This window comes from Mammaliicoccus sp. I-M35 (genome assembly GCF_022386455.1).
Taxonomy (GTDB): domain Bacteria; phylum Bacillota; class Bacilli; order Staphylococcales; family Staphylococcaceae; genus Mammaliicoccus; species Mammaliicoccus sciuri_A.
On sequence record NZ_JAJNIL010000003.1, the window covers coordinates 61,776 to 81,284 of the forward strand.

The following is a 19,509-nucleotide window of genomic DNA, read 5'->3' on the forward strand; positions in this document are numbered from 1 at the left end:
TATTACTCCTCTCACATATGTAGTATAATAACTTAAAAGATACTTCTATTATTTAAGAAGGGGGTATAACTGTGAATATATTTTTAATGGTCGTGCTTATTGTGCTTATTTCATCAGTAGCGGGTCTTATAAAAAACCATCAAAGTAAAACGGTTAGAATAGAAAAAATTAAATCCCAACGTGTTAAAGATGAATTAGAACTTGAAAAATTAAAGCATGAGAACTACTTATTAGAAACAGATAAGATGCGTTTAGAATTAGAACAAATGAAAGAAACAGATAAAGTTAATTTAGAAAAAGCTAAAAAACAAATGATAGAATAATAACATTCTGGACGATTATCATTGTCCAGAATGTTTTTTTATTAATTTTGATAGAAATTCTGAAAAAACTTTATGGTCTTCTTGTGTGAGTTTTTTAGGACCTTTCGTTCTACCACCTTGTTGACGTACTTTAGCAGAAATATGTCTTTGCGTTAACAGTTGTTCAATATTTTGAGATGTATACTCGTAACCTTTATGGTGGATAACGTGAAGGGCTTTATTTAATAGAAGACTCGCTAGTCCGTAATCTTGCGTTACAACGATATCATCTGGTTGCGTCAATTTGACAATTCTAAAGTCTGCACTATCAGCACCATGATCAACATATATTGTTGAAACATAATCGGGATATTCTGTTAGTGAAAAATGGTTAACACTTCTAATAATAAGAACAGAGATGCCTGTATGTTGAGTTAAGCGAATGATATCATCCGTAACTGGACAAGCATCTCCATCTATAATAATTCTGTTAATCATTTATTGCGACGAAATCTTTTTTTAGATTTTTTATGTTCAGATGTATGTTCATCATATGGAAATTGACTGATATGTTGAGACATAGACGATCTATGTTGATTAAATAGAAGATGACTAGATTTTTCTTCTTTCTCATTTCTAACTCTTTCATTGACTAATTCTTGAATGTTTGGTTTTGCTTGTTTAGAGCTTACGTCGTTGATTGATTTTGCATGACTGCTTTGTGTAGTTGCTGTGTTCATTTGATGTCCCTCATATTTCTTTATTTCTTTAATGCGTTCTTCTTTGTTTTGTTGCTCTAATTTTTGTTCTTCTTGTTCACGTGCTTCGATATTACTTTGTAACTTTTTATCTAACTTAGATACATCTTTTTCGTTTTCTTTTTGAAGTTTTTCACCTTTTTTAGCTTGTTGTTCTTCAAGCTTTTGGTAGTGTGTGAGTTCTTTAATACGCGCTTTTTTATTTTCTTTTTGTGCTTTTTCTTCTTCTTTTTTACGAGCATCGATATTTTTTTGAAGTTTTTTATCTAAATGAACAATTTCTTTTTGTTGTTGTTTTGCTTCTTTTTGTTCTTCTTTAAAAGGTTGTTTCATTTGTTTGTTGTACTCATATAAACGTTTCTTTTGAACGACATATGATTTTACAGGTTGTGTTTTTTCTGCAACTTTATCTTTCGTTTCGATTGTTTTATCTTTTACTTTATGTGAAAAATCAACAGTCGTCTCAGTTACATGTTTAACATCTGGATGTTCTTTTATTTTTTTGCGTTCTCTAATTAATGGTACTAATACAAGTGGTAATGTGTTAACAATTAATTTAACTTTATCATTCATGAGTCATTCCTCCGTAGTTATTTCTTATAATATATCTTACTCCAATACCCTATATCATAATCTTCAAACGATTGGTACGATGTGTTAGCCGATATTCTGACCAATTCCAAAACCGAAATATGCAATAGCAATAATAATAACTAAAATAATACGATAAATCGCAAAAGGTATTAATTTTACTCTATTAATCAGTTTTAAGAATAATTTGATTGAAATCAGTCCAAATATAAATGATGCGATAAACCCTACAATATAGAAAGGTATTTGATCTAATGTTATAAATTGTAGATTTCCAAGTAACGCTTTTGCACTTGCTGCAAACATAATAGGTACTGCCATAATAAATGTAAAGTCAGAAGCTGCCTTGTGATCTAACTTTAAGAAGACACCTGTTGAAATAGTTGAACCTGAACGACTAAATCCTGGCCATAATGCAATTGCTTGAGATAGGCCAATTACAAATGCTTTTGGATAGTTCATATCATCTACTTTGTGTGGATTTGTGACGCGTTTAGAATACATATCCGCACCAATCATATATATAGCTCCAAGTAATAAACCGATTAATACAGTTGGGACACTAAATAAATGTTCTTCAATGAAATCATCAAATAATAGTCCGAGAATACCAGCTGGTACAAGCCCGACAATAATATGTGACAATTTTAATTTTCTTTTTTGCTGTTCATTTTGTTTAATATGTAACATTTCAAAATATCGATTTCTAAATATCCATGCAGCTGCAAGGATCGAACCTAATTGGATCACAACTTTAAATGTGAATGCTGATTCGCTTCCAAGAAAGGCTTTAGATTTTAACCACATATCATCTACTAAAATTTGATGACCTGTAGATGAAACAGGTGCGAATTCTGTTAAACCTTCAACAATACCTAATATAATGGCTTTTATTAATTCTAATATAAACATAGCTTTGCTCCTCTGTTTTTATGAAAGTCTGTGGTTATCTAGAGACAATCACCGTATCATCATTGTACCAAATATTACATTGTAATATGCTAATATTTAATAATACATTTTAGTTTATTTTTTTCGTAAAGGCGTTATAATGGAACAAGGTGGTGAGATTGTGAAAGATTTAACAAAGTATAGTATGCATTATAAAACGTTGCAAATATTTATGTTTCTCGCTTCGTTTTTATTAAGTTTAACAGTCGTATTTCAAAATATATATTTAGGAAAAATTATTAACCAAATGCTCGTCGTAAAATCAAATGGACAACAACTTTATTTATGGCTAGCAATCTTGCTCATTGTATTGCTTTTAAGAGCATGCTTTAACTACCTTAATCAATTATCAGGACAAAAACTTTCATATAAAGTTAAAAGAGATGTTAGACATCAATTGATAAATAATGAAACAGATAGAACTAAAATAACAATGATTACTGAAGTGGTTGAGGGTATACATCCTTTTTATGAATCATATTTGCCTCAAGTCTTCAAATCAACCATTATCCCAGTATCGATTATCGTTACATTACTCTTTATTCATTGGCCAGCTGCGTTAATTATGATGATTACAGCGCCGTTTATTCCACTGTTCTATATTGTATTTGGGCTGAGAACTCGTGATAAAGCGAAAGACCAAATGCAATCGTTAGATCAATTTGCAGCAGAATTTATAGATTTAATAAAAGGTCTCGTATCGTTAAAACTTTTCAATCGAACACATGAAACGACTGAAAAAATCTATAAATCTAGTACGTCATTTAGAGATTTAACAATGGAAATTTTGAAAAGTGCCTTCTTATCAGGCTTAATGTTGGAATTTATCTCGATGCTTGGAATAGGTATAGTTGCGCTAGAAGTGGGCTTGAGATTAATCGTATTTCACGATGTATCTTTTGTAGTTGCCATTATTACTTTATTATTAGCACCAGAATTTTATAATGCGATTAAAGACCTAGGACAAGCTTTCCATACGGGTAAACAAAGTGAAGGTTATATTGAATTGATTGAAGATATGAATAATGAAGCATCTATACAAGCTTCAAACATTCATATTGATTCAAATATGAATGATGAAGATATCATTCAATTTGATCATGTATCATTCACTTACCCAGATCGTAAAGATTTTGCATTTGATCAAATCAATTTAAGTATAAAAGAAAATCATCATACTGCAATTATTGGACCGAGTGGTGCAGGTAAATCGACATTAATCAAACTTATGTTAAATGAATTGAATCCCAATGAAGGTAAGATTATTTATAAAAAACCACTCAAAATGGGGTATCTATCCCAAAGACCTTATATTTTCAGTGCATCTTTGTATGAAAATGTCACGATGTTCCAAAATTATGATGAAAATCGTGTTAGTGAAGTGTTAACTGAAGTGGGTTTACTTGAAAAAGTAAAACAATTATCTAAAGGTATGCATACTATGATTGGTGATGGTTATGAAATGTTGTCTGGTGGAGAAATGAGAAGAATAGAACTAGCCAGATTACTATTACTTGATCCAGATGTGGTTATTTTTGATGAACCGACAACTGGATTAGATATTGAAACCGAACAACTTATCGTGCAAACTGTTAACCAATTTGCGCATCAAAAGACTATTCTCACAATCGCACATCGAAAAGAAGTGTTGAGATATGCCACTGATTATATAGAAATTCATAATGGAACAGTTCAATCATATGACGCATCTCAAAAAGGTGGTGCTACGTCATGAAAAAATTAAAAATTAAATTTGATAAAGACTTCTATCTTTCTATTGTAATAGGCGTATTTGGCATGCTAACTGCACTTGGAATGTTTGCTTTAAGTGGATATATGATATCTAAAAGTGCGCTTGGAACACCTTTATATGCATTAATGATTTTAATTGTATCTATTAAGTTATTCGGTTTTGTTCGTGCAATAACTAGATATTTCGAAAGATTATATTCGCATCGTTCTACATTTACAATGTTGAGAGATATACGTGTTAGCTTGTTTAATCAACTCATTCCAATCGTTCCAAACGTATTTAGAAGATACCGTTCGAGCGATTTATTAACGCAAATGGTAAACCACGTTGAACGATTACAAAATATTTTACTCAGAGTATATTATCCACCAATTGTTATTATTATAACAACATTTATAACAATACTCGTGATGATTAATTTCAATATATATGCAGGTGTGATTATAGGACTTTCAATGTTGATGTCAGTCATCATCATCCCTTATTTATCAGCTAAAAGAGCTGAAAGTTTGGCTGAAGCTGTTCAACAAAGTGAAGAAGCATATGTTGCTGAATATTTTGATTTTGAAAAAGGACGTTCAGAATTAAAAAGATTTCAACAATATCGTGCATTTAAAGAGAAAGTGTTAAATAAACAATATCAATATGAAGATAAAAAATATAAAGAACAGAAATTTTTAAGTTCTTATGACTTTATGCTGAATTTATCATCGATGGTGAGTATTTGGTGTATGACGATCTTATGTATTTGGCAAATTCAAGAAGGTGTATTAAACGCTGTATTCTTTGCGAGTATATTAATGATTACAATTACGTTATTTGAACAAGCTATCCCGATGACTAATGTTGCTTTTTACAAAGCGGATACAGAGCGAAGTCTTAAAAATATAGAAGAAGTCATCAATCAATCATTTGAATTGCCTCAAGAACGTTCAGTTCAAAATCATGCATTGTATAAAGCAGAGAATGTAATGTTTAAATATGATTTTCAAGAAAGAGAAACGTTATCTCAAATTAACTTTGAAATAAATAAAGGGGATCATGTAGCTATTATAGGTCCTTCAGGTTCAGGTAAGACAACGATGCTTAATATATTAATGGGATTATATAGTGTGAACGAGGGTACTTTATCCTATAAAAATGAACAGTTGTCTCATGTGATTCAAGAAGATTATGTGAATGAAATCAATACAATGTTGCAACATAATCATTATTTCGAAGGCACAGTAAGAGAGAATTTATTAATTGAAGTAGAAGATGAGCTGATGACAAACGTTCTTGCCGCCGTAAATTTAAATCATTTAAACTTAGATCAGCAGCTAACTAAAAACGCTGAGAATATTTCAGGTGGGGAACGTCAACGTTTATCATTAGCAAGATTATTATTAAGAAAAGCACAAATATGGTTGCTTGATGAACCAACAGCTTCATTAGATGAAGAAAATGAAGAAAATGTTATGAATCTCTTATTAAATAAAGATGATACAATTGTGATTGTGACGCATAACTTGAAATATTTACAAAACTTCGATCATATAATCGTCATGAATGAAGGACATATCATTGAACAAGGTAGTTATTCTCAACTCATTAAAGAACAAGGTTATTTATATAAAGTTATTCAATATAATGAACAATTAGAATAACTAACAAACAAAAAATAAGCATATCACTTTAAACTGAGCATTCAGTTGCGTGATATGCTTATTTATTTTGAGCAAGATGATAGATGCTTGCTGTATTATTTTTCTTGATTGATTTTATCTACATTATTGATCAATTTTTGTAATAAGTTGTTTAATTGATTAGTTTCTTCATCATTTAACTCTGATACATCTTGAATTAAATGTGAAGCTTGGTGTAAATGTGGTTTCATTTGTTCACTTTTTTCTGTTAGATGAACAAACACTTCTCTTTGATCTAATTCAGAACGTACACGTTTAATTAAATCTAAATTTTCCATTCTTTTTAATAAAGGGGATACAGTACCTGTATCTAGGGCTAAGTCTGTTACAAGCTTTTTGACATTGACCGGTGCGGTTTCCCATAAAATCGTTAATACTAAATATTGTGGATATGTAATATTGTACGTCTTGAAAATTTTGTTTGAATAATAGCGGTTAACTTGTCGTTGCGCATTATACAAATTAAAACACAATTGGTTTTGGATATCTAATTTATCCGGCATAATCTTTCCCCCAAACTACAAATGCAATGGTTCATTAATTTTTTGAAATCTCCTAATTCATTATATAATGAATAATTTTATTTTGTAAATATTTTAGTGGTGTGTAATTTATAAATATTTAAAGTATAAGTTATAAGATAAACTTTAAGTCTTTGTAGTTTCTGAACTTATATCATATAATTACAGAAAGGTGGTTTGAATATGAGTCAAAGTATGAAGAATAAAAATAAAATGGCAGTAACAATTTTGACAGGTTTTTTAGGTAGTGGTAAAACAACATTACTTCAAAGACTCATCATGAAGGCAAAGGAATCTGGCCAGAAGGTCGCAATCATTATGAATGAATTTGGTTCTTTTGATGTTGATAGCAATTTGTTAGGTGATGATGTCTCTACTCAAAGTTTATTAAATGGTTGTATATGCTGCTCATTGAAAGATGATATTGAAGTTGTATTACATAATTTATATCATAAAGACCAGCCTGATCTTGTATTAATTGAAGCAACTGGTATTGCGCATCCTGTAGAAGTAGTGGATGCATGTCAAAACCCTTCATTAGTAGATAAAGTTGAAATGCCAACAATTATTGGTGTAATGGACGGGAAAAGATATTTAGAAAGATCGAGATATACCGTTCAGACGAAACAATTAATGGAAGAACAAATGTTATATTCACATTTGATTATTATTAATAAGTCTGATGAATTATCTACTGAAGAAAAAGCATCATTAGAAACGTCATTACAAACGATTAAGCATCAACCAATCCTACACTTTACGCAGTTTTCAAATATTGATGGTGTTGAAATACCTGTAAATGAGGCTTTGTCACTTCAAGCTAAACATAGTCATCATCACGGTATTCAATCCATAAATTATACATTTAGTGGTCCGATAGAAATGGAATTATTAATGAATTTCTTAAGACAATTACCTGATTCGATTCTTAGAATTAAAGGATTTGTTAAATTTAGAGAAGAACCAGAACAAACTTATTTATTTCAATATGCATTTGGGGTACCTCAATATGAACCAGAAATAATGAATATGCCTTTAACAATTGTCATAATAGGTGAATCTATAGATAAAGCAAGTATTCGTAACAAGTTAGATATGTTGAATTTTTCTTAGGAGATGATGGGATGGAAAGAATTCGTATAAATAAACATGTTAGTTATTCTAGAATTGTACATGGTTTTTGGAGATTGAATGAATGGGGTTATAACAATCAACAATTAAATGATTTCATACATGAAATAGTTGATAGAGGCATTACAACAATGGATCATGCGGATATATATGGTAATTATACATGTGAATCATTATTTGGTGATGCATTAGCATTAACACCTAATTTAAGAGAGAAAATTGAAATCGTCACAAAATGCGGTATTATTTTACCGAATGATCAAATCGCTAAAAATACTGGTCATCGATATGATCAAAGTTATGATCATATTATTGAATCAGTTGATAAATCGCTATTAAATCTTAAGACGGATTACATCGATACGCTACTGATTCATCGTCCATCTCCATTAATGGATCCAGATGAAGTAACGCGTGCAGTGATGCATTTAGTTGAGCAAGGAAAAATAAAAGCATTTGGTGTTTCAAACTTTAAATGTAATCAATATGAATTGTTAAATGAGAGTTTGAAGAAAGAAATGTCGCATATCTCAGTCAATCAAGTTGAAGTATCGCCATATCAACTCGAAAATATTGAAGATTGTACATTAAATAGAATGTTGCAACATGATGTTAAAGTAATGGCATGGAGTCCATTAGCTGGCGGTAAATTATTTGATCAAAATGATGAAAAAGCAAGACGCATTATGGCAGTTATACAACCATTAGCAGAAAAATATAACGTATCAGTGAGCACAGTGATTTACAGTTGGTTACTCAGATTGCCATCAAAAGTAATGCCAATTGTAGGTTCAAGTAAGATAGAAAGAGTTGACGAAGCTGTAAATGCTACGAAATTACAATTAACAGATCAAGAGTGGTTCGATATTTATGTCGCATCACGTGGTGAAGATATATTATAGTATGATAATGATATAAAAATGAGGCTAGAACCAATATACAGGTTTCAGCCTCATTTTTTTAGATTAATATTTATTTTTCTAGTCTGTTTAATGTAATTTCTCCTAAAGATTTTGCTGCAACTTGCAAGCAATCTTCATTCACATCAAATTTAGGGTGATGATTCATATATGGTTCTGTTACTCCTTCAGGTTTACTTCCTACAATGTAGAATGAACCAGGAATTTTTTGTAGATAGTATGCGAAGTCTTCTGAACCTGTAACTTGAGGTATTTCAACTAATTGTTGGAAATAGTCGCCTTTACTATTTGATAATATTTCTGCTACTTTATCAGTTTGTTCTGGGTGGTTGTAAAGTACAGGATAACCAAATTGATAATCTAAGTCATATTCAATATCGAAGCCCACTGCAACACTATCTGCAATTTTTTTGATTTCTTGATACATTGTTTCTTCTAATTCAGGGTTTAAATATCTAGCAGTACCTTTGATTGTAACGCTATCTTGAATAACGTTGTATCCACCTGGTGCTTCGAATGCGCCAATCGTAACGACACCCATATCTAATGGATCAATACGTCTTGATACAATCGTTTGAATAGCATTTACAAAGTTTGTCCCAGCAACTAATGCGTCATGTGTTTTGTGTGGACTTGCTGCATGTCCGCCTAAACCATTAATCGTCAACTTGAATGTTGAACTTCCTGAGAATGAAGGTCCTTTATTGTAACCAATAAATTCTGGTCCAGCTACTGGAACGATGTGGATACCATAAACTTCATCTAAATCGTCAAGTACACCAGATTCTACAAGTGCTTTAGCACCACCAGGAGGTTTCTCCTCAGCATGTTGATGAATGATTTTAACTGTGCCAGGTAATTCTTCTTTAATTTCAATAAGTGCATCTGCAAGCCCCATTAAATAAGCAGTATGAGCATCATGACCACAAGCATGCATAACACCTTCATTTTGTGATTTGAAAGGAACATCTGTTTCTTCTGTTATAGGTAAAGCATCAAAGTCAGCTCTTAAACCAATCGTTCTACCTTCTTGACCACCTTTAATTTCTACAATAATAGCATGTTCTTTTTCTAAAGGTTGTGTTACTTTAACATCTTTGCCTTCGTAAAATGATTTAATATATTCAGCAGTTTGCGTTTCTTCAAATGATAGTTCTGGGTGTTGATGCAAATGCCTTCTAATATCAATCATGGCACTTTCTTTCTTTTCAATTAGGTTAAAAAGCTTTTCTTTTAAATTATTCATGATTTACCTCCTAAAATTATACTAGAAAAGTATAACAGTAATCTTTTACTGTATAAAATGATTGCACTTATAAAACAACTAAAAAATTTTGGTTGATTTTGGTTGATTGTGAACGAAAGTGATTGACAATGAAATGAAAACGTTTTATTATGTAGAGGAATAGGGGAGATTGTATGTTAACGACTGAAAGACATCAATTAATATTAGAAGAGATTAATCTACGGGAAACAGTATCTCTACAAGAACTTATTAATTTGACGAATTCAAGTACATCAACAATTAGGAGAGATTTATCTCAACTTGAAGAAAGAGGTATGCTCAAAAGAGTTCATGGTGGTGCAACTCAAATAACAAAGCGCCATGAAGAGCGTAATATGACAGATAAAGAATCGCGACATCAAGATGAAAAACGAGAGATTGCACGATTAGCTGTCAGTCAAATTTCAGATGGAGATACGATATATTTAGATGCTGGGACAACTACTTTAGAAATGATTCCGTTCATTACACAACAAGATATTATCGTTGTGACAAATGGTTTAACACATGTAAGACCGTTATTAGAAAAAGGCATTTCTGTTTATATGACAGGTGGAGAAGTAAAGGCAACGACATTTGCGAATATAGGCGTAAATGCAGTTAAATCCCTTGAAAGATATCGTTTTGACAAAGCTTTTATTGGTATGAATGGCATTGATTTGAACTATGGGTTAACGACACCAGACCCTTACGAATCAGAAATGAAAGAAACGGCCATTCATTTAGCATCTCAAGTATATGTCTTGTTAGATCATTCTAAATTTAATGAAGTATCGTTTGCGGAAGTAACATATGATAAATCAATAGAGATACTAACTTCACAAAAAGCGATTCAAACATTAAATAATTTAAATCAATTTAAAGAAAAATATAACATTAACGGAGGACAAAAATGATATATACAGTTACGTTTAATCCATCAATTGATTATGTAATGTTTACCAATCAATTTGAAGTAGGTGAATTAAACAGAGCACATGAAACAAACAAGTTTGCTGGTGGAAAAGGTATCAATGTTTCTCGAGTACTTCAAACATTAGATATCAAAAGTACAGCAACAGGTTTTATAGGTGGATTTCCTGGAGATTTTATTAAAGATGCACTTAATCAAGCAAACATCTTAACTGACTTCGTAGAGGTTAAAGATGATACAAGAATCAATGTGAAATTAAAATCTGGTTTAGAAACTGAAATCAATGGTCCGGGACCAAATATTGAACCACATAACTATGAAGAATTTTTAACGAAAATGAAAAATACGCAATCAGAAGATACGGTTATAATTGCGGGCAGTGTGCCAAGTTCATTACAAAATCCAGTCTATCAAGAAGTAGCAGAAATACTTAAACAAACTGGTGCAAATTTAATCGTTGATGCTGAGAAAGATTTGATGAAATCAGTACTAGCGTATAATCCGAAATTTGTTAAACCAAATAAACATGAATTAGAAGAAATATTTGATAAACAAATTGAAACAGATCAAGAAGTTATTGAATGTGCTGAGCAATTATTGAATGAAGGTGCTCAAGCAGTCATCGTTTCACTCGGTGGAGAAGGTGCTATTTATGTGGATCAACAAACACGATTAAAAGCTATCGTACCAAGTGGTCAAGTTGTGAATACAGTTGGTTCAGGTGACAGTACTGTTGCTGGTATGGTAGCAGGATTAGAAGTCGGCAAAGACATAGAATCAGCATTTAAATTGGCAGTAAGCTGTGGTACAGCAACAGCATTTAATGCGGATTTAGCTAATAAAGAAGATATAGAAAAAATAATTTCTAAAGTAATCATTAAACATGTTTAAAATAGGGAGGTTATTAAAATGAGAATTACAGAACTATTAACGAAGGAAACCATTGCAATGGATCTTTCTGCAACAAGTAAAGATCAAGTCATTGATGAGTTAGTTGCACAATTAAACAGCGCTGGGAAATTAAGCGATGAAGCAACTTTTAAAGAAGCGATTCATGCAAGAGAGTCACAAAGTACAACAGGAATTGGTGAAGGGATTGCGATTCCTCATGCTAAAACAGATGCTGTACAGTCTGCAGCGATTGCTTTTGGTAAATCTGTTGAAGGTGTAGATTATCAATCATTAGATATGCAACCAGCTCATTTATTCTTTATGATTGCTGCGCCAGCTGGTGGTGCACAAACACATTTAGATGCCCTTGCTAAACTTTCAGGTATTTTGATGGATGAAGATGTAAGAGCAGAGTTATTACAAGCGAAAAGTAAAGAAGAAGTATTAAATATCATTAATAAGCATGATGATGAAGCTTCAGATGAAACTTCAGAAGAAGCAGCTGTAACGAATGCAGAAGCGGATTCAGAAAAAGGACTTGTATTAGCTGTAACAGCATGTCCTACAGGTATTGCACATACTTATATGGCTGCGGATGCGTTGAAAAATCAAGCTAAAAAAATGGGTGTACCTATTAAAGTTGAAACAAATGGTTCAGGCGGTATTAAAAATCACTTAACAGATGAAGAAATTGAAAAAGCATCAGGTATCATTGTAGCTGCGGATGTGCATGTTGAAACAGATCGTTTCGATGGTAAAAATGTAATTCAAGTTCCGGTTGCTGATGGTATTAAACGCCCAGAAGAATTAATCAATATGGCGCAAGACACATCACGTAAACCATTCGTAGCTAAAGGTACGAAACAAAGTAGTGCTGCTAGCAATGAAAAACAAAGTGTATCTAAGACGATATATAAACACTTAATGAATGGTGTTTCTAATATGTTACCACTCGTTATATCTGGTGGTATCTTGATGGCAATCGTATTCTTATTTGGTGAAAACTCATTTGATCCAAAGAGTGGACAATATAACGAATTTGCAGCTAATTTATGGTCGATTGGTAGCGAAAGTGCATTTAAATTAATCGTGCCTATTTTAGCAGGTTTCATCGCTAGAAGTATTGCAGATAAACCTGGTTTCGCATCTGGTTTAGTCGGCGGTATGTTAGCAGTAGCAGGTGGTTCAGGGTTCTTAGGTGGTATTATCGCTGGTTTCCTTGCAGGTTATTTAACAGAAGGTATCAAATATGTATTTAAGAACTTACCTCAAATGTTTGAAGGTTTAAAACCTACATTAATTTATCCAATTTTATCAGTATCACTTACTGGATTACTTATGGTGTACGTGGTGAATCCACCAACAGCATGGTTAAACAATTTATTATTAGATGGATTAAATAACTTATCTGGTTCTAATATTATGTTATTAGGTTTAGTAATTGGTGCAATGATGGCAATAGATATGGGTGGTCCATTTAATAAAGCGGCATATGTATTTGCGACAGCAGCGTTAACAGAAGGAAATGCAGCAGCAATTACGGCAGCTATGGTTGGTGGTATGATTCCACCAATAGCAATTGCAACAGCGATGTTAATCTTTAGAAAGAAATTTACTAAAGCACAAAAAGGTTCTATTATTCCAAACTATGTGATGGGATTATCATTCATTACAGAAGGTGCTATTCCATTTGCAGCAGCAGATCCATTACGTGTCATTCCATCAATGATGGTTGGTTCAGGTATTGGCGGAGCGTTAGCTTTAGGATTAGGTTCAAGAATTCAAGCACCACATGGCGGTATCTTTGTTATATTTGCAACTGACTTCGGTCATGTATTACAAACATTACTAGCAGTAGTTATCGGTGCATTAGTTGCAGCAATTATTTATGGTGTTATTAAACCTAAATTAACGAAAGAGCAACTTGAAATCGCTGAAGAAGTAGAATAATCAATATATCGTATTAAATTATAAGCTGTCTACAGAGTTGTGACTTTGTAGACAGCTTTTTTAATCATTACCTTAAATCCTCGGCCAAAAGTATGATGCTGATTTAACATGTTTAAAATTGAAAAGTTGGGGAAATTTTTATATGATTAAATTAAATTATTATAATATGTAGAAAATGGTAAACATAGGGAAAGATGTGAACAATGTTATATTACAAGACAATTATTAAATCAAATGACGCAGAATGGGTTACGTTGATACACGGAGCTGGTGGTAGTTCTTCGATTTGGTTTAAACAAATGAGATATTATAGGAAACATTTTAATATATTACTCGTAGATTTAAGAGGACATGGGAAGTCTGCGAATAAAGAATGGAAGAAAAATGATTCATTTGAACATTTAGCAAAAGAAGTTGTAGATGTATTGGATTATTTAAATATAGACAAGACACATATTATTGGTATGAGCCTTGGCACAATTGTTGGTCAAACAATGGCGCAATCATATCCGGAGAGAATAACGACATTGGTTTTAGGTGGGGCCATCATTAATGTGAATTTAAGGACTAAATTCTTGTTAGCAATCGGCCGTACAATTATGAATTTTGTGCCGTATATGTTGCTTTATAAATTATTTGCATACATTATTATGCCTAGGAAAGCTCATGAAGAATCAAGATTAAGATTTGTGAATGAAGCTAAGAAAGTGTCTCAAAAACAATTTATTAAATGGGTTAAATTAACGAAGCTTGTGAATCCTTATTTAGCACATTTACAAGTTGCAACAAGAGATATTCCAACGCTCTTTATCATGGGAGAAGAAGACTATTTATTTATGCCACCAGTAGAAAGACTCGTTAAAGAAAATGAAAACTTTTCAATAGAAATAATAGAGCAAGCTGGTCACGTATGTAATATTGATCAACCAGAAGCTTTTAATAAAATTAGTTCTAAATTTATCATGCAACACGTTGGAACGACGACTATATAAAGAATGTATGTGTAGACTTCTACATTTACATTCTTTCTTATATCATTTAAATTGAGATAAAAATATGGTACACTAAAAATAATATGCTAATATCGGGGGAGGTGACGCTAAATGGGAAGGATTTAGTTTTGAAAACGTATATCATAAATAAACTTATTGAACAAAATCATACAAAGGTGGCCATAGCGTCACCGCAAAATATTTGGAGGTGAATCCCTAGAAATAGGGAACTAATTGGAAATTTCGACCATAATAAACTTTATTGTATTCTTTATATTAATTGCATTTACAATGGTATTTGTAGGATCTGAATTCGCGCTTGTAAAGGTGCGTATAACTAGAATTGAACAATTAATTTCTGAAGGAAGTAAATCAGCTAAAATTGTACATAAAATGATCAAAGAACTAGATTATTATTTATCTGCATGTCAGCTTGGTATTACTGTAACATCACTTGGATTAGGTTGGATTGGTGAACCGACATTTGAAGTTTTAATACATCCTGTATTAGACTTCTTTAACTTGCCAGACGCATTAACTACAACTTTCTCCATAGCGATCAGTTTCTTAATTGTAACGTTTATCCATGTAGTAGTTGGTGAATTAGCACCAAAAACGGTAGCAATTCAACAGGCAGAAAGACTTACACTTGTCTTCGGCCGACCATTATATTATTTCGGTATCGTTATGAAACCGTTAATTTGGTCAATGAATGGCGCAGCACGTATTCTAGTTAGAGCAATAGGTATTCAACCTACTAACGAAGAACAAGCAATGTCAGAAGAAGAATTAAAGCTTATCATGACTCAAAGCTATCAAAGTGGTGAAATCAACCACACTGAATTAGCTTATATGCAAAATATTTTCTCATTCGATGAAAGATTAGCAAAAGATATCATGGTACCTAGAACACAAATGGTTACATTAACAGAACCATTTAATATTGAAGAATTATTAGAAATTATAAATGAACATCATTACACACGTTACCCAATTACTGAAGATGGCGATAAAGACCATATTAAAGGCTTTATCAATGTTAAAGAATTTTTAACAGAATACGCTTCAGGTGAACAAATTAAAATTAATAACTACGTACATGACTTACCACTTATTCACGAAGTTACAAGAATTAGTGATGCATTAGTAAAAATGCAAAAAGATCATGTTCATATGGCGTTAGTTATTGATGAATATGGTGGTACAGCTGGTGTCATCACGATGGAAGATATATTAGAAGAAATCGTTGGTGAAATTCGTGATGAATTTGATGATGATGAAGTAAATGATATCATTCAAACTGGTGAAGATACTTACCAAATTAATGGACGTGTAACTTTATCAGAACTAGAAGAAAAATTCGGAATTGAATTTGTAGATTCAGACGATATTGATACAATCGGTGGTTGGTTACAAGCACATAACCCAGAAATTGAAAAAGACGACTATGTCGATACAGAATATGATAAATGGGTTGTCATTGATGTTGAAAATCACCAAATTAAGACAGTTGCTTTACACAAAGATTTTATAAAAGAAAGAAAAAGTATCTTTGACGAAGACGAAGAAGACGAGGATTAAAACGTGAGCAAAACTACATTAACATCATTATTTAGGTTTACAGGATATTTAGAAGGTGGATCATTACTGTTATTAGTATTTATAGCAATGCCTATCAAGTATATGTTGAGTAATCCAAATGTAGTTTCAGTATTAGGCATGATACATGGTGGATTATTTTCAATGTATGTCATTATGATATTGGTAATGGCACTGATTGTTAGAATTCATATAAAGTGGCCAGTCATTGCTTTTATAACAGCTTTTATTCCTTTTGGAACATTTATATTTGATCATTTCTTTATAAATGGCAAATCTTATGAAAAGATAACGCAATCATAAATTGATACGAAGAGCATGGGACAAACATTTGGATCCTGTGCTCTTTTTTTATTGTATCAATTACAAAAGTCGTCGGAAGTGTAACTAAGGAGGCCGTTAGTAACAAAAGTCGGTGGAAGTGTAACTAAGACAGCCTATACAAAAGTCGTCAGAAGTCCAAAATAGACACACACTGTTTTGTTTTAATGAAGATCATCATGTAAAATAGGGAATATAGTAGATAGATTGAGAGAGGAATCATTTTTATGAGAATTAATAAATTTCTAAGTGAAACTGGTGTATGTTCGAGGAGAGGTGCTGATAAATGGATAAGTGCTAATCGCGTTCAAATTAATGACGAATATGCGACACTAGGGTCTCAAGTTGAAAGTACGGATGTTGTGAAGGTTGATGGTGAAGTCATTACAATTGATAAAGGTTATGTTTATATAGCACTCAATAAACCGCGTGGTATTACATCTACTACTGAGAGACATGTTAAAGGTAATGTTGTAGACTACGTCAATCACCATGAAAGAATTTTTCATATTGGTAGATTAGATAAAGATTCAGAAGGATTATTACTCCTTACTAGTGATGGAGATATCGTTAATGAAATCTTGCGTGCTGAAAATCATCATGAAAAAGAATATGTCGTTTCAGTAGATAAGCCTTTAACGAAAGACTTCTTAAAGCAAATGTCTGATGGTGTTGAAATTTTAAATCAAAAGACACTTCCAGCGAAAGTATCGCAAATTAATGATAGAACATTTAAAATTGTTTTAACACAAGGTTTGAATCGTCAAATTAGACGTATGTGTGAAACGTTAGGATATAATGTAAAAAAATTAAAAAGAATTCGCATTATGAATATTAAGCTTGATGGTATTAAATATGGTGAATGGCGTGATTTAACGAAAGAAGAATTTGAAGAACTGACACGTTCGCTCGCTTATACACCTAAAAGAGACCGTATGACATCTAAATAAAGGGGATAATAAAATGGTTAAATTAAATAACAATGTAGAGATACCAGAATTAGGTTTAGGCGTATACAAAATTGAAGATGCAGATGTTGAGAGAGTCGTCCACACTGCAATTGATGCAGGATATCGTGCGATAGATACAGCTTGGTTTTATAAAAATGAAAAAGCATTAGGCGAGGCTTTAAAAACAGTTAATATTAAGCGAGAAGATTTATTTATTACAACTAAATTATGGAATGACTTCCAAGGGTATGATGCGACTATTAAAGCGTTTAATGACTCATTAGAATCATTGCAACTTACGTATATCGATATGTATTTAATTCATTGGCCATGTCCTGCAGACGGATTATTTATTGAAACGTATAAAGCATTAGAAACGTTATATAAAGAAGGCAAAATTAAAGCAATTGGTGTATGTAATTTTAAAGAACATCATTTAGATCAATTATTAGCTGAAACTGAAGTTGTCCCTGCAGTTAACCAAGTTGAGTTTCATCCGTTATTTAATCAAAAAGCATTACAAGCATATTGCGAAAGTAAAGGAATTAAATTAATGGCATGGAGTCCTCTAATGAGAGGTGGGGAATGGTTAAATAACGCAGATTTACAAAGTATAGCAGATCAGTATAACAAGACTGTTGCCCAAGTTATTATTAAATGGCATTTACAACAAGGTAGACTCGTTATTCCAAAATCTCAAAATGATAATAGAATCAGAGAGAATTTTGATGTATTTGATTTTGAATTGAGTGATGAAGATTTAGCCAAAATCGACCAATTAAATACAGATGAACGACAATTTAGAGATCCAGATGAAGTTAAAATTGGAGATATGAAGTAAAATATAGAACCTTCACAGATTTGTTTGAATTAAGATGTATTTCATATGCATCTTTTAGTAAAATAAAACTGTGGAGGTGTTTTATTTGTTTAAATTTAAAAAACCAAATCAACATGGCGTATGGTCAATGATTGTACTACCAATCGCATTCGGAATTGCAGCAACTGGATTTACATACTTTCATTTATTATTGTATTTAGGTGTACTGGCATCTTATTTCATGAGTGACCAAATTTTCTTCTACTTAAAGAAAAGGAAGAAAATAATAGGTTATATTTATACGGCAGGCATATTTGCTTTGATTGTCGTCATATCATTTGTACCAATCGTATTACATAAACCCGTTACGATATGGATTTTTCTACTGATGGTACCTTTATCACTATTAAATGCCTATTTTGCTAAAAAGAAAAATGAAAGAGCATTTACTAATGATTTAATAGCTGTCTTGATATTCTGTTTATTTGGTGTGATCAGCGCTTTATTAAATGTATCTATAACAGATGTACAATCTTGGTTACCAGTCTTTATTTTAAGTTTCTTATATTTCTTTGGTACAATTTTATACGTTAAGACGATGATTAGAGAGAAAAAATCCGTAAAATATAAATGGTCATCTTGGATTTATCATTTATGTATAGTTGTTGTAGGATTCTTTATACATCCATTAGTTATGTTGATGTATATACCGAGTTTAATACGATCAGTCGTTCTATATGGTAAGAAAATAAAAATTATGCATGTAGGTTTAATTGAAATAGCTAATTCAGTATTTGTATTAGTAGTTGGATCGATATTTTTACATTAAAAAAGCAACCATCCGCGGATGGTTGCTTTAACTTTATCTATTAATTGAAGATTAATTATTTTTTGATTAATTTCAAAATAAATGATAATACAAGAATTAAAATAATTGAACCGATTAGTGCTGGTATGATTGCGACGCCACCCCATACTGGACCTAAATCTCCTAGTAAAGAACCACCAATCGCTGAACCAATTAAACCGGCAATAATATTACCGACTATGCCGCCAGGTATATCTTTACCTAATATAACACCTGCTAGCCAACCTATTAGGCCACCTACGATTAACATTAATATAAAGCCCATTTGAGTGTACCTCCTTATTTATATTTCTTATTTCTATATTTAA

20 protein-coding genes are annotated in these 19,509 nt (G+C 31.9%); 14 read left to right on the forward strand and 6 right to left on the reverse strand.

What is annotated here, in order from left to right; all coding sequences use genetic code 11:
• The first annotated feature begins 71 nt into the window (after positions 1-71).
• Positions 72-323: a hypothetical protein gene (locus tag LQ679_RS04550; protein ID WP_078099953.1), complete on the forward strand. Its 252-nt coding sequence runs from the start codon at positions 72-74 to the stop codon at positions 321-323.
• Positions 324-341: 18 nt separating this feature from the next.
• On the opposite strand, the gene LQ679_RS04555 is transcribed toward LQ679_RS04550, so the two are convergent.
• From LQ679_RS04555 to LQ679_RS04565, 3 genes are all read right to left on the reverse strand, one after another.
• Positions 342-797 carry a YaiI/YqxD family protein gene (locus tag LQ679_RS04555; protein WP_239762241.1) on the reverse strand — a complete coding sequence of 152 codons (456 nt, stop codon included), beginning with the start codon at positions 795-797 and terminating at the stop codon, positions 342-344.
• Entirely contained in the window at positions 797-1,633 is an 837-nt protein-coding gene (locus LQ679_RS04560; RefSeq protein WP_239762194.1) for a hypothetical protein, read from the reverse strand. Before LQ679_RS04560 ends, LQ679_RS04555 begins: the two co-directional genes overlap by 1 nt.
• Before the next feature lie 84 nt (positions 1,634-1,717).
• Positions 1,718-2,563, reverse strand: coding sequence for an undecaprenyl-diphosphate phosphatase (locus LQ679_RS04565; RefSeq protein ID WP_025904735.1), 846 nt, complete (start codon positions 2,561-2,563; stop codon positions 1,718-1,720).
• A 160-nt stretch (positions 2,564-2,723) separates the two neighbouring features.
• Here LQ679_RS04565 and LQ679_RS04570 point away from each other — a divergent pair, with 160 nt between their 5' ends.
• Together LQ679_RS04570 and cydC are read left to right on the forward strand one after the other, a co-directional pair.
• A complete protein-coding gene (locus LQ679_RS04570; protein ID WP_239762196.1) occupies positions 2,724-4,337 on the forward strand; it encodes an ABC transporter ATP-binding protein/permease in 1,614 nt (537 codons plus the stop codon).
• Complete coding sequence (gene cydC, locus LQ679_RS04575) at positions 4,334-6,001, forward strand: thiol reductant ABC exporter subunit CydC (RefSeq protein ID WP_239762200.1); 1,668 nt, start codon at positions 4,334-4,336, stop codon at positions 5,999-6,001. The genes LQ679_RS04570 and cydC overlap by 4 nt, the downstream gene beginning before the upstream one ends.
• A gap of 95 nt (positions 6,002-6,096) precedes the next feature.
• Here the strand turns inward: cydC and LQ679_RS04580 are convergent, their stop codons facing one another.
• A complete protein-coding gene (locus tag LQ679_RS04580) occupies positions 6,097-6,543 on the reverse strand; it encodes a MarR family winged helix-turn-helix transcriptional regulator (protein ID WP_025904738.1) in 447 nt (148 codons plus the stop codon).
• A gap of 201 nt (positions 6,544-6,744) precedes the next feature.
• Here LQ679_RS04580 and LQ679_RS04585 point away from each other — a divergent pair, with 201 nt between their 5' ends.
• Together LQ679_RS04585 and LQ679_RS04590 are read left to right on the forward strand one after the other, a co-directional pair.
• Positions 6,745-7,674: a CobW family GTP-binding protein gene (locus LQ679_RS04585; protein ID WP_239740032.1), complete on the forward strand. Its 930-nt coding sequence runs from the start codon at positions 6,745-6,747 to the stop codon at positions 7,672-7,674.
• 11 nt (positions 7,675-7,685) lie between these two features.
• The gene (locus LQ679_RS04590) at positions 7,686-8,594 is read left to right on the forward strand and encodes an aldo/keto reductase (RefSeq protein WP_025904740.1); all 909 of its coding nucleotides are present in this window, start codon (positions 7,686-7,688) and stop codon (positions 8,592-8,594) included.
• A 70-nt stretch (positions 8,595-8,664) separates the two neighbouring features.
• Here the strand turns inward: LQ679_RS04590 and LQ679_RS04595 are convergent, their stop codons facing one another.
• The gene (locus LQ679_RS04595; RefSeq protein WP_232193858.1) at positions 8,665-9,858 is read right to left on the reverse strand and encodes a M20 metallopeptidase family protein; all 1,194 of its coding nucleotides are present in this window, start codon (positions 9,856-9,858) and stop codon (positions 8,665-8,667) included.
• A 173-nt stretch (positions 9,859-10,031) separates the two neighbouring features.
• Between LQ679_RS04595 and LQ679_RS04600 the strand changes: the two genes are divergently transcribed.
• The 9 genes from LQ679_RS04600 (at position 10,032) to LQ679_RS04640 (ending at position 19,162) form a co-directional block, all read left to right on the forward strand.
• Entirely contained in the window at positions 10,032-10,793 is a 762-nt protein-coding gene (locus LQ679_RS04600; RefSeq protein ID WP_126476684.1) for a DeoR/GlpR family DNA-binding transcription regulator, read from the forward strand.
• Complete coding sequence (gene pfkB, locus LQ679_RS04605) at positions 10,790-11,701, forward strand: 1-phosphofructokinase (RefSeq protein ID WP_204258764.1); 912 nt, start codon at positions 10,790-10,792, stop codon at positions 11,699-11,701. The genes LQ679_RS04600 and pfkB overlap by 4 nt, the downstream gene beginning before the upstream one ends.
• Before the next feature lie 18 nt (positions 11,702-11,719).
• Entirely contained in the window at positions 11,720-13,651 is a 1,932-nt protein-coding gene (locus LQ679_RS04610; protein WP_037589266.1) for a PTS fructose transporter subunit IIABC, read from the forward strand.
• A 203-nt stretch (positions 13,652-13,854) separates the two neighbouring features.
• On the forward strand, positions 13,855-14,643 hold the full coding sequence (locus LQ679_RS04615; RefSeq protein ID WP_239762201.1) for an alpha/beta fold hydrolase: 789 nt from the start codon (positions 13,855-13,857) through the stop codon (positions 14,641-14,643).
• Positions 14,644-14,877: 234 nt separating this feature from the next.
• Complete coding sequence (locus LQ679_RS04620; RefSeq protein ID WP_025904746.1) at positions 14,878-16,224, forward strand: hemolysin family protein; 1,347 nt, start codon at positions 14,878-14,880, stop codon at positions 16,222-16,224.
• A gap of 3 nt (positions 16,225-16,227) precedes the next feature.
• Positions 16,228-16,545, forward strand: coding sequence for a DUF3817 domain-containing protein (locus tag LQ679_RS04625; protein ID WP_025904747.1), 318 nt, complete (start codon positions 16,228-16,230; stop codon positions 16,543-16,545).
• Positions 16,546-16,790: 245 nt separating this feature from the next.
• Positions 16,791-17,513, forward strand: coding sequence for a pseudouridine synthase (locus LQ679_RS04630; RefSeq protein ID WP_239762202.1), 723 nt, complete (start codon positions 16,791-16,793; stop codon positions 17,511-17,513).
• Between the two features lie 13 nt (positions 17,514-17,526).
• Positions 17,527-18,354, forward strand: a complete 828-nt coding sequence (locus LQ679_RS04635; protein ID WP_107596457.1) for an aldo/keto reductase — start codon at positions 17,527-17,529, stop codon at positions 18,352-18,354.
• A gap of 76 nt (positions 18,355-18,430) precedes the next feature.
• The gene (locus LQ679_RS04640) at positions 18,431-19,162 is read left to right on the forward strand and encodes a YwiC-like family protein (protein ID WP_239740035.1); all 732 of its coding nucleotides are present in this window, start codon (positions 18,431-18,433) and stop codon (positions 19,160-19,162) included.
• Between the two features lie 55 nt (positions 19,163-19,217).
• Here LQ679_RS04640 and LQ679_RS04645 read toward each other — a convergent pair whose 3' ends face one another.
• Positions 19,218-19,466 (reverse strand): GlsB/YeaQ/YmgE family stress response membrane protein, encoded by a 249-nt coding sequence (locus LQ679_RS04645; RefSeq protein ID WP_025904751.1) that lies wholly within the window; start codon positions 19,464-19,466, stop codon positions 19,218-19,220.
• Positions 19,467-19,509 lie beyond the last annotated feature (43 nt).